This window comes from Chitinophaga dinghuensis, from assembly GCF_003259435.1.
In the GTDB taxonomy this organism is placed as follows: Bacteria; Bacteroidota; Bacteroidia; order Chitinophagales; family Chitinophagaceae; genus Chitinophaga; species Chitinophaga dinghuensis.
On the sequence record NZ_QLMA01000001.1, the window covers coordinates 717,183 to 729,058 of the forward strand.

The 11,876-nt window shown below is 46.5% G+C and carries 11 protein-coding genes; 2 read left to right on the top strand and 9 right to left on the bottom strand.

Going from position 1 to position 11,876, the window contains the following annotated elements:
- Positions 1-139: 139 nt before the first annotated feature.
- From CLV59_RS02930 to hemA, 9 genes are all read right to left on the bottom strand, one after another.
- On the bottom strand, positions 140-1,141 hold the full coding sequence (locus CLV59_RS02930; protein WP_111590500.1) for a FecR family protein: 1,002 nt from the start codon (positions 1,139-1,141) through the stop codon (positions 140-142).
- Between the two features lie 67 nt (positions 1,142-1,208).
- On the bottom strand, positions 1,209-1,778 hold the full coding sequence (locus CLV59_RS02935; protein ID WP_111590501.1) for an RNA polymerase sigma-70 factor: 570 nt from the start codon (positions 1,776-1,778) through the stop codon (positions 1,209-1,211).
- A gap of 174 nt (positions 1,779-1,952) precedes the next feature.
- A complete protein-coding gene (hemL, locus tag CLV59_RS02940; RefSeq protein WP_111590502.1) occupies positions 1,953-3,239 on the bottom strand; it encodes a glutamate-1-semialdehyde 2,1-aminomutase in 1,287 nt (428 codons plus the stop codon).
- Between the two features lie 69 nt (positions 3,240-3,308).
- Positions 3,309-4,280 (bottom strand): porphobilinogen synthase, encoded by a 972-nt coding sequence (gene hemB, locus CLV59_RS02945; RefSeq protein WP_111590503.1) that lies wholly within the window; start codon positions 4,278-4,280, stop codon positions 3,309-3,311.
- Positions 4,281-4,307: 27 nt separating this feature from the next.
- Positions 4,308-5,222: an oxygen-dependent coproporphyrinogen oxidase gene (gene hemF / locus CLV59_RS02950; protein WP_111590504.1), complete on the bottom strand. Its 915-nt coding sequence runs from the start codon at positions 5,220-5,222 to the stop codon at positions 4,308-4,310.
- Positions 5,222-6,250 carry a uroporphyrinogen decarboxylase gene (hemE, locus tag CLV59_RS02955; RefSeq protein WP_111590505.1) on the bottom strand — a complete coding sequence of 343 codons (1,029 nt, stop codon included), beginning with the start codon at positions 6,248-6,250 and terminating at the stop codon, positions 5,222-5,224. The genes hemF and hemE overlap by 1 nt, the downstream gene beginning before the upstream one ends.
- Before the next feature lie 2 nt (positions 6,251-6,252).
- Positions 6,253-6,969: a uroporphyrinogen-III synthase gene (locus tag CLV59_RS02960; RefSeq protein ID WP_111590506.1), complete on the bottom strand. Its 717-nt coding sequence runs from the start codon at positions 6,967-6,969 to the stop codon at positions 6,253-6,255.
- The gene (hemC, locus tag CLV59_RS02965; RefSeq protein ID WP_111590507.1) at positions 6,959-7,879 is read right to left on the bottom strand and encodes a hydroxymethylbilane synthase; all 921 of its coding nucleotides are present in this window, start codon (positions 7,877-7,879) and stop codon (positions 6,959-6,961) included. Before hemC ends, CLV59_RS02960 begins: the two co-directional genes overlap by 11 nt.
- 4 nt (positions 7,880-7,883) lie before the next feature.
- A complete protein-coding gene (gene hemA, locus CLV59_RS02970) occupies positions 7,884-9,137 on the bottom strand; it encodes a glutamyl-tRNA reductase (protein ID WP_111590508.1) in 1,254 nt (417 codons plus the stop codon).
- A gap of 328 nt (positions 9,138-9,465) precedes the next feature.
- Between hemA and hemH the strand changes: the two genes are divergently transcribed.
- Together hemH and hemG are read left to right on the top strand one after the other, a co-directional pair.
- The gene (gene hemH / locus CLV59_RS02975; RefSeq protein WP_111590509.1) at positions 9,466-10,500 is read left to right on the top strand and encodes a ferrochelatase; all 1,035 of its coding nucleotides are present in this window, start codon (positions 9,466-9,468) and stop codon (positions 10,498-10,500) included.
- A gap of 19 nt (positions 10,501-10,519) precedes the next feature.
- A complete protein-coding gene (gene hemG / locus CLV59_RS02980) occupies positions 10,520-11,866 on the top strand; it encodes a protoporphyrinogen oxidase (RefSeq protein ID WP_111590510.1) in 1,347 nt (448 codons plus the stop codon).
- The last annotated feature ends 10 nt before the right edge of the window (positions 11,867-11,876 follow it).

Consider the following 11,876-nt stretch of genomic DNA (forward strand, 5'->3'; position numbering starts at 1 on the left):
AAATTTCATAGATTTAATTGTTTCATTTCGCGATTTAAATGAGACATAAACGGATGCTGTTACCTGTTTTGCAGGTAAGTTCTGTTGTTGCCTGGGGGTGCTGGTACCACCTCCGGGCATTTTTAATCCCTTTATGCGATTAGTACTGTGATGATGGTTGTTGTAGTGTTATTTCCTGACCTTTAATTGAATAGTTGATATTGACTGCTTTGTGCATCATTTCCAGGATGGCTGGTAGGTGCATGCCTGAGAAATCTGCTTTTAGTGTGTAATGTGCGATGGTACTGTCTTTGATGATAATATTTACCTGGAATCGTTTGTTGAGTGCCTTACTGATTTCGTTTATGGTTGAATTATTGAAATTGAGTTCACATCTTTCCCATATATCGGGAGTGGCAGCATCTACATTTAACAGTTGAATTGGTTGACTGGCAGCTGTAATACTAGCTTTCTGGTGTGGCAATACGGTAGTTGCGGCTGTGTTCTGCTGGAGGCCGCGTACCGATACTTTTCCGGAGAACACGGTTACTTCCGCATGGGAAGCGGTTTCCCTCATACTGAAACTGGTGCCTAATACTTCTGTAGTCAGGAATCTGTTGCTGACGCGAAAGGGCAGTTTTGTATTTGTGGTCACATCGAAATATGCTTCCCCTGTGAGGCGCAGATGACGGTTACTCGTACCGAATCCTTCTGCTGCAATCAGTGTAGCGTTAGGTTTCAGCCATACGGTGCTGCCATCGTCCAGTTTGAAAGTGCGTATGGAACTGGAATTGTTTTGCAGGATCTCATGTACCACCATGGCAGGCGCAGGGCTGTAGTGAGATCTGTATTTACTGATACCGATGATGAGCAACGCGACAGCGGCGGCACTGGCAGCCGTATATCGCAGCCATTTGAATACAGGTTTAGGTGCAACAGAGAGGGTAGCTGGTGTAGAGCGCTCCTGAATGCGTTGTTGGATACCGTGCAGCATTTTTTGCTGTAGCGCTTGTAAATTGGTGGCAGACAGCTGTTGCAGCGGATCTTCCTCCTGTTCCCAGGCTGCATACCATTGCAGTATTTCATTTTTTTCCTGATCCGTACAGCTATCGTTGAGGAAGCGCCGTATCAGATCCGGTGGTGGAATCTCATATTTTTTCATAACGTAATTGTCCTTATGTATAAAGACAGGTAAGTAGAAGAGATCCCTGAGTCGGTAAGAAAAAAAATTATACAAGTAGGGAGAGCAGGCTGTCTTTCAGTTGCAATTTCAATGTTTTCAATGCTTTGGTCAGATGGCTTTCTACGGTTTTTTCTGAAATCTGGAGTCGGGCTGCTATTTCTTTATTGGGCAGATGTTCTTTTCTGCTGAGTTGATAGACTTCCCGGCATTTGAGGGGGAGCTTTTCCACTTCTCTTTCTACGAGCGCGGAGAGATCATTGGAGGTAATGATTGCTTCGAGGGAGTCGTCGCTATCATTGGAGAGGGCTTTCAGGTAAGCTTTCCAACGTTCACGTACTTCTTCTTTTTCCAGATGGTTGAGTACTGCATTTCGGATGGCGGTATGCAGATAGGAATGGAGAGAATATCGTATATCGATGGTAAGGCGATTTATCCAAAGATTGGTAAAGATATCCTGGATAATTTCTTCTGCGAGTTCTCTGGATTTGATACGGCGATAGGCGGCGGTGTATAGTGAGGCCCAGTAACGGTTGTATATTTCCACAAACGCGGAATTGCTGTCACTTTTGAGTAGAGTCAGCAACTCATTATCTGTATAGTTGGTTACAGCTATCATGCGGTGGAATACTGCAAACAAAATAAGGAAAATTACATTAGGAGGTAGGGTTGGTGAAGATAGTGTTAGTTTAGTAGAAGAAAGTATTGATTTAGGGAGATGAGGGCAACAAAAAACCGCTTCATATGGGTATATGAAACGGTTTACCACTCAGCACAAGGATTGAATTGTTAACTATTTGATCGCCTGCATGGCAGATTTCGCGGCCTGTATGGTAGCATCCAGGTCTTCGGTGGTCAGTGCGTTGCACATAAACCAGCTTTCGAAAGCAGAAGGAGGCAGATAAATGCCGCGTTCCAGCATGGCGTGGAAGAATTTTCTGAACAGCTCATTGTTTGCAGCAGAAGCAGATGCAAAATCAATAATTGGATATTCGGTGAAGTGAGCGCTGAGCATAGAACCGATCTGGTTGATTTGGTGTACTACGCCGGCGCCGCCAAATGCTTCCCGGAGGCCATTTACAAGATAGGTCGCTTTTTCTGCCAGTTGCTGATAGATCACTGGATTTTCGTTCAGTGTATTCAGGAGGGTATAACCTGCTATCATGGCGATAGGGTTGCCGCTGAGGGTACCCGCTTGATATACTTTACCGGCAGGTGCGAGACATTCCATCAGTTCTTTAGGACCAGCAACAGCGCCTACAGGCATACCGCCGCCGATGATTTTACCGAAAGTTACGAGGTCTGCACGGATACCGAGTAATTCCTGTGCGCCACCGCGAGCGAGGCGGAAGCCAGTCATTACCTCATCAAAAATGAGCAGGATATTATTTTCATCGCAGAGCTGACGCAGTCCTTCGAGGAATCCTGGTTGAGGCAGGATACAGCCCATGTTACCAGCAATTGGTTCCACGATGATGGCTGCGATCTGGTCAGGGTTATCTGCGATCAGTTGTTGTACAGCAGGGAGATTGTTATACGGCGCAGTGAGGGTATCCTGAGATACGGAAGTAGTTACGCCAGGAACCGCCTGGATACCGAGTGTAGCTACGCCACTGCCGGCGCTAACGAGGAATGCATCTGCATGTCCGTGGTAGCAGCCTTCGAATTTGATAAATTTATTTTTGCCAGTATAACCGCGGGCAATGCGAATAGCTGTCATGCATGCTTCTGTACCGGAGTTCACCATACGAATCATATCAACGTTGGGAACCATGCTGGTGATCAGTTCAGCAATGCGTGTTTCCAGTTCGGTGGGAGCGCCGAAAGAGGTAGAGCGGGTGGCATAATCCTGGATGGCTTTCACCACTGGCTCATAGGCATGGCCGAGGATCATAGGGCCCCAGGAGTTGATATAATCGATGTATTTATTGCCGTCAACATCATACATGTAAGGACCTTGTGCACGTTCCATGAAAATAGGAGTGCCGCCTACACTTTTGAATGCCCTTACCGGAGAGTTTACTCCGCCTGGGATCACACGTTTCGCCTGCTCAAAAAGGTTTTCGCTTTTGCTGTACATGCGGTGAATAGTTTAATCTTGAATATAAATTTAAAGGTGCAATTTACTTAAAAAATTGCACCTGCTTTTTTATTGCTGAAGCAGCTTCGCTGCATCTTTCGCAAAGTAGGTAGCGATCAGGTCTGCGCCTGCACGTTTCAAACTGGTGAGGGATTCAATGATAGCTTTTTCTTCATTGAGCCAGCCATTTTGAGCAGCAGCTTTAATCATAGCATATTCTCCACTCACATGGTATGCACTAACGGGAACGGTAGTACGATCTTTAATGATGCGGATGATATCCATGTAAGCCATTGCTGGTTTTACCATTACAATATCTGCGCCTTCCTCGATGTCCATCATTGTTTCACGGATAGCTTCACGGGAATTTGCATAATCCATCTGGTAAGTTTTTTTATCACCGAAGCCTGGTGCGGAATCCAGTGCATCACGGAAAGGACCGTAGAAGCAGGATGCATATTTTGCGCTGTAGGCCATGATACCCACTTTGTCAAAACCGTTTTCTTCCAGGATGTTTCTGATAGCGAGGATACGGCCATCCATCATATCGCTGGGGGCTACGAAGTCGGCCCCAGCTTGCGCATGGCTCAGACTCATACGTGCCAGTACTTCTACAGTTGCGTCGTTCAGAATTTCGGTTCCTTCTACAATGCCATCATGACCGTAGGAGGAATAAGGGTCCAGGGCAACATCTGTCATTACTACCATTTCAGGAATGGCGGCTTTGATAGCGCGGATACTGCGTTGCATTAATCCGTTTGGATTAACGGCTTCTGTTCCTTTATTATCTTTTACATTGTCAGGAGCCTTAACAAAAAGCAGTACGCTTTTAATGCCCAGCGCCCACAATTCTTTTGCTTCTTGTACGGTCAGATCGAGGGAGTAGCGGAAATATCCCGGCATAGAGCTGATCTCTTCCTTCACATTTTCTCCTTCGGTTACAAATAACGGAGCGATAAAATCGCTTGGTGTCAGGATTGTTTCCGCTACCATTGCGCGAATAGCAGGAGAAGTTCTCAAAATTCTGTTTCTACGGATCATCTTATAATATTTTAAAATTTTCCAAAGTTACTTAGCCCATTCTCTTGGCTTCAGGTATTCTACCAGTTGAGCTTCCGGACTTCCAGGTTCAGGATGGAAATCATATTCCCATCTGGCTACTGGCGGAAGGCTCATCAGGATAGATTCCGTACGGCCGTTTGTTTTTAGTCCGAAGAGGGTTCCTCTGTCGTGTATAAGGTTAAACTCCACATAGCGTCCGCGTCTGTAAGCCTGCCAGTTACGGTGTTCATCCGTATATGGAAGGTTCATGGTGCGTTCAGCAATAGGCAGGTATGCTGGCAGGAAAGCTTTTCCGTTGGCTTGGGAGAAGGCAAAAATTTCTTCTACTGTACCAGCGGTGCCTGGGCGGAGATAATCAAAGAAAATACCGCCAATACCGCGAGCTTCGTTGTTGCGATGTTTATTCACGAAATATTCATCGCAGTGTTTTTTATATTTTGGATAGAGATCGGTTCCAAATGGATCACAGGCATTTTTGAATGTCTGGTGGAAGTGGATACCGTCTTTTTCATCCAGGTAGTACGGCGTGAGATCGGCGCCGCCACCGAACCAGCTGTCTTTCAATAATCCATCCTGATCATACAGTTCAAAGTAGCGGAAATTCGCGTGAACGGTAGGAACAAAAGGATTACGGGGATGCATCACGAGGGAGATACCGCAGGCCATAAACTGGCTGTTGGTAACGCCGAACTGTTGTGCCATTACTTCTGGTAGCTGGCCATGTACGATGGAGGTGCTTACGCCGCCTTTTTCAAATACATTACCATCGGCGATTACGCGGGATTTTCCGCCACCGCCGCCAGGGCGTTCCCAGAGATCTTCCCGGAAGGTGGCCTTGCCATCGATTTTTTCGAAAGCCTGGCAGATATCATCCTGGAGCTGGTGTATAAAAGAGATAAATTCGTTTTTGACCGACTTCATTATCCGTGTGCTTTTACGGTTTCAACAAATGCTTTAGCGTGAGCTACTGGCACGTTAGGTAAGATACCATGACCGAGGTTAGCGATGTAACGTTGTCTACCAAAGCCTTTCAGCATTTCTTTCACTGATTTCTCGATTTCCGGAATTGGCGCCAGCAGTTTAGCAGGATCGAAGTTACCTTGAAGGGTTACATTTTCACCGGCGAATTTGCGCGCCAGTTCTGGTTTAATGGCCCAGTCGATACCGAGGCCATGAGCGCCGGTAGCGGCCATATCTTCCAGTGCAAACCATGCTCCTTTTGCGAACACGATGGTAGGGCATACATCTTTCAATGCTGCAACGATCTGACGGATATATTGGAGAGAGAATACTTCAAAGTCGACAGGGCTGAGTAATCCGCCCCATGAGTCGAACACCTGTACCAGATCGGCGCCGGCGGCCACTTGTGCTTTCAGATAAGCGATGGTGGTATCGGTGATCATTTGCAGGAGTTGGTGTGCTACTGCTGGTTGTTGGTAGCAGAATCCTTTAGCCTCATCAAATGTTTTAGAGCCTTTACCTTGCACCATGTAGCAGAGGAGTGTCCATGGGGCGCCTGCGAAACCGATTAATGGTACGCGGCCGGCGAGGGTTTGTTTGGTCAGTTTGAGTGCATCGAAAACGTAGTGGAGGCGCTCGTGTACATCTGGCACGCAGAGGCGGGACAGGTCTGCCGCACTTTTAACAGGTTGTGGCAGGAGCGGTCCTACTTTTTCCACCAGTTGTACTTCCATGCCCATGGCTTGTGGAACAACGAGGATATCGGAGAAGATGATTGCTGCATCCACACCTACCTGATCAACAGGCATAACGGTGATTTCTGTTGCCAGTTCTGGATTTTCGCAGCGTTCAAAAAAGGAATATTTATCACGCAGCTTGATATAGTCCGGCAGGTATCTTCCAGCCTGACGCATCATCCATACGGGTGTGCGGGAAACAGTTTCACCTTTGAGGGCTTTTAGCAGTAAGTCATTCTTCAATGCGCTCATTCTTAGCAATTATTGTTGTTAAAGTATGATATAGTTGTTTGCACCATACTGTCGGCATCAACGTTGGTGCTGATAATAATTTTGTTATTGGTAACTTCCCGGAGAGCGTTGGCAGTGGTGGTTCCTATGGCGAAGCACACGGTATCCGCGGGGATGCTGTTGGCAGAGAAATAGCTGCTAACTGCGCTGGGGCTGAAGAAGAAGATCCCATTGTAATGGTCAGCCACTTTTTCCGGTTGCGGATTATTTTCGTAGATCACATATTTATTCACCTGTATTCCGGCCTGGCTAAGGGTTTCGGGAAGTTCTTTGCGGTGGATATTACCACAGAAGAAATTGACAGTATGAATATTTTTCAGTTGGAGCATGGCGTTGGCCAGCTCTATGCCATAAGGGGCCTGCGCAATGATGGCAGACGCCGGGAAGGCTTGTTCTGCTGCAATCCGGGTATTTCCGGAGATACAGCAAATGTCGTTGGATATATGAATGTCTCCCAGTATTTCCCGGAGGATATTCACGGCATGAGCGCTGGTAAAGGCCATGGGAATATCTGCGAGTATGCTGCGGATGTTATCTTCACCGGAGAGTTCGGGCAGACGGACAGGGGAGATTTGTATGAATTCTTTTACCGTAATGTCAATACCATGGTCGGCCGCCGTCTGGATCAGACTTGCAGGGATTGGTCTTGTACATAATATGCGGTAATGATCATTTGACATTTCTTATCTGTGCTACAATTTCAGCGGCGCCTTTAGCCAGTAATTCTTCCGCGGCATCTTTACCGATGTTGGTAGCGTTGCCAGTGGCGGATTGGCGGGAGGTGCTGAAAAATTTAGTTCCATCGAGGCTGCAAATTTCGCCTTCGAAGAAAACGGTATCGTCTTGAATATGGGCGTATGCGCTGATAGGGGTGGTGCAACCTCCCATGAGCGTACGCAGAAATTCTCTTTCAACTTTGGTGGTCAGGGCGGTAGGCGCGTGGTTGAAAGGAGCGCATGCATTCAGGCAGAAGGCGTCGTCTTCACGGCAAACCGCTACTACAGCGCCTTGTGCTGGAGCGGGCAGCATCCAGTCCAGTTCTACGCTTGTTTCCGGACGCACATTGATTCTTTCCAGACCGGCGGCGGCAAAGATGGCGCCGTCCCAGTTTTCAGCTGCAAGTTTCTGCAGGCGGGTATTTACATTTCCGCGCAGGTTGTGCAGTTGATGTTGCGGATATTTACGCAGCCATTGCGCTTTACGGCGAACGCTGCTGGTAGCAATGTTCGCGATATAGTCTGGTTGCTCTAGGAAATCCGTATTGGTTTTATATACCAGCAGATCCTTTACAGGACCGCGTTCCAGTATTGCTGCGGTAACGATTTGTTGTGGCAGCTGGGTAGGTACATCTTTGTAAGAATGAACGGCAATGTCGATGCGGCCATTTAGCAGTGCGATGTCAAGACTTTTAGTAAAGATTCCTTGTACACCGATTTCGTACAGGGGTGTAACCAGGTCAATATCTCCTTCACTTTTGATCGGTACCAGTTCTGTTCTGTATCCCTGTGCGGTCAACAGATTGTTTACCTGGTGTGCCTGCCATAGTGCCAGTTGGCTTTCTCTTGTGCCTATCCTGATAACTTTTTCCATTTTGTTATTCCTGGTTAACTCCTGTCTCGAAAATATCGTTAATCATGGAGATATAGAGATCACTTTTCTCTGTTTCCTTGCGGACTTTACCTGCCATGAGATTAATCATTTTTTGAATGATACGGCCAGAAACCTGTTCCATATCTTCTTGTTTGTAGGTAGCGCCATTTTTCTGCTGCTGAATTTCGCGCATGTGAATTTCATGCAGTTTATCCTTCACCGCTTTCAGTACTACTGCGTGTTTGCGCATTTTGTACCAGTAGAGGAATTCCTCCATATGTTCATCGATGATGGCAATGGCTTTTGGCACTTCGCCCATTCTGTTTTGCAAGGTTTCATCCTGTACTTTGGAGAGTTCATCCACGTTGATGAGGGAAACATGCTCCAGATCGCCGACTGCTGCTTCTACGTTGAATGGAATAGAGAGATCTATTACCACTTTTGGAGAAGTGTTGCGGAGATGATCCACGAGAACGGTGGGTTGTGGCGCGTTGGAAGCTACGAGAAGTACATCCGCTTGTTGGATTTCAGGCACCATATTTTCGTAAGGCGCATATTTCAATCCGTGTTGAACCGCGAAGTCTTCTGCAACCTGAAGGGTGCGATTGATGAGGGTAACCTCTTTCACGCCCAGGTATTCGATCATATTTTTGGTGGTGTTGCGGCCTATTTTGCCTACGCCCAGCAATACGATCTTTTTATCTTTAATGTCAGGTACTTTGCGTTCCATCATACGTACGGCGGCGAAGGCCACAGATACGGTTCCGGCGCTGAGTCCTGTTTCTGTTTTGATTAATTTTGAAACCTGCAGGACACTGTTTACCAGTCTTTCCAGGAAGCTGCCGAGTGAGCCTTCTGATTTGGCAAACTTGGCGGCATTGCGGATCTGACCAATGATTTCATAGTCGCCCAGGATCTGGGAGTCCAGACCGGTTCCTACCTGGTATAAATGCCTGATAGCTTCTTCACCGGATTTGGTGTATGCAATTTCCAGTAATTGATCTCTATCGCCTTTTGTTTGTTCGCATAACAGGTCGATGAATTGCCCTGGACTGGCGGCAAATCCATACACTTCTGTTCTGTTACAAGTGGAGAGTACAAAGAGATCATCTAATTGCACAGTCCTGGCATGCTCCAGGAGTTGTTGGTATTGGGCCGGGTTGATGGCGTATAATCCCCTGATAGCAGCGTCTGTTTTCTTATAGTTGATCCCAACGATATGAAAATTTGCTATTTCTTTTGAATGACTGACCTGCATGTTTCTGTATAAGCTTCCGGGTGCAAAAATACTGGCATACGCTGCAAACAACTGGATTAGGCTGTCATTAGTGTGTCATATCTTCCACTGGTAATCAATACGATGAAAAAATGATATTTATCAGTTTTCGTGCTTTTACGGATGAGGCTGGCCATAGAGGTGCATTTGTCTGCCAAAAATTAAGATCGCATGATTTAATCATTACAAACAGATGACATTCGCACGCTACCTATTACTTTTCTCTATGCACAAGTTAGGATATTCTATGTTCAGCCCTGAATCAAATTACCTGAAACAAGCCTAAATTTGCTTCAATTTTAAAGAAAGCATGGTCAATAAATCTGATGTAGGAATTGTATTGATGAATTTGGGCTCACCTGATTCTACGGCTGTTCCGGATGTTAAAAAGTATTTGATGGAGTTTTTGATGGATAAACGTGTAATCGATTATCCATGGTTAATGCGCAAATTACTGGTGGGCGGTGTAATTGTTCCCAGGCGTGCACCCAAATCAGCGGAAGCTTATCAGTCCATCTGGTGGGAAGAAGGCTCCCCGCTAATGGTGCTTACAAAACAATTGCAGACAGCCGTGCAGCACGATATGGAGATGCCTGTGGAGATAGCCATGCGATATGGTAATCCTTCTCCGGAAGCGGCTTTCAATAAACTGTTAGCCGAGAACCCGCAGCTGAAAGAGGTGGTGCTTTTGCCACTATATCCGCATTATGCTATGTCTTCCTATGAAACAGCCGCGGAGTATGCGAAAGAGATTTACCGTAAAAAGAAATACAAGTTCAAACTAACTATAGTACCTCCGTTCTATGACGAACCGGATTATATCCAGGCAGTAGCGGAAAGTATGCGTCCATATCTTCAGCAAGATTATGACTATGTGCTTTTCAGTTATCATGGCGTACCGGTGAGGCATATACGAAAAGGAGATATTACCGGCAAACATTGTTTGCAGGTGAATGATTGTTGTCATGTGAAATCGCCCGCCCATGAGTTTTGTTATCGTCATCAGGTAACAATTACCGCCGAGCTGGTGGCAGAGAAACTGGGCCTTCCTAAAGATAAATGGGGCATTAGCTTCCAATCCCGTCTGGGGAAGGAAGAGTGGATACAACCTTATACTGCAGCCCGTTTTGAAGAGTTGCCGAAAGAGGGAAAGAAAAAGCTATTGGTAGTATGCCCGGCTTTTGTATCCGATTGTCTGGAGACGCTGGAGGAGATTGCCGTTGAAGGGAAACATACATTTATGAGTAACGGAGGCGACAGCTTTACGATGATACCATGTTTGAATGTACACCCACTGTGGGTAAATGCGATCGTGAAATATTGTACGCAGTTGATAGAAAAGTAGAACGTAAAAGATTATCCTAATGCCACAGCAACCCGTTTTAATCGTTGGAGCCGGATTATCCGGATTAAGCATCGCCTATGAGCTGCAGCAGCGCCAGATTCCTTATCTGGTGATGGAAGCGGCCGATCATGCAGGCGGAGTATTGAAGTCTTTGCAAATAGATGGATTTGAGCTGGATGCCGGCCCGAATTCGCTGGCTGCATCGCCGGAAATGTTTGCTTATCTCCAGCAACTGGGACTGGGCGATAAAATTTTGATGGCCGCAGCTGCCAGTAAAAACAGGTTCCTGGTAAGGAACCATACCCTTCATGCCGTTTCTCCACATCCTCTTAAGATAATCGGGTCTAAGTACCTGAGTCGCGCCAGCAAATGGAAATTATTTACAGAACGGTTTCGTACCTCTGTACCTCCGGCTGGGGAAGAATCTGTATCCGATTTTGTAACGCGTCGATTCAATAAAGAAATAGCCGACTATGTATTTGACCCGGTACTCTCTGGTATCTACGCTGGTAATCCAGATAGGCTGAGTATTGGAGAAGTATTGCCCATGTTACCTCGCTGGGAGAAAGAATACGGTAGTATCACGAAAGGGCTGATGAAGGAAAAGGGCGCCATGGGCGGTAGAAAAATCATTAGTCTAAAAGGCGGAAATGCTGAACTGGCAAAGGCCTTGCTGGATAAGTTACAGACGCCGGTGAAATTCAACAGTGCCGTTAATACCATTCAATCTACCGCATCCGGATATGAAGTAGGGTATATAGAGAATGGAACCCTTTCTATTCAGGAATTCTCCCGCATCATCCTGACTACTCCGTCGTATAGTACCGCCAATATGATAGCGCCATTGGATTTATCGCTGGCCGGCATATTGCAGGCGGTGGAATATCCTGAAATGGGCGTATTTCACCTGGGGTATGATGCCAAAGCCATTGGCAATCCGGTAGACGGCTTTGGGTTCCTGGTGCCTAACAGAGAAAACCTGCATTTCCTCGGCGCTATTTGTAATGCGGCTATTTTTCCGGAGAAAGCGCCGGAAGGAAAGGTCTTGTTTACTGTATTTACAGGTGGGGCAAGACTACAGCATTACTTGCAGGCAGGCGATCCTGCGGTACTGCGCCAGCAGATTCTCAGCGAATTAAGTCAGATATTACATATTTCTGCTGCGCCTGTGATGCAGCATTTTACCATACTGAAAAAAGCAATTCCACAGCTGAATGTGGGTTATTCCCATCTGCGCACGGCTGTAGAGCAATTTGAACAAACCTGGCCAGGTATCCACATTGCCGGCAATTATGTAGAAGGAGTGGCTGTTCCCGCACTGATACAGTATGCAGGCCAGCTTGCAGACAAGATCTCAAAAAATTAATTCGGGGGAA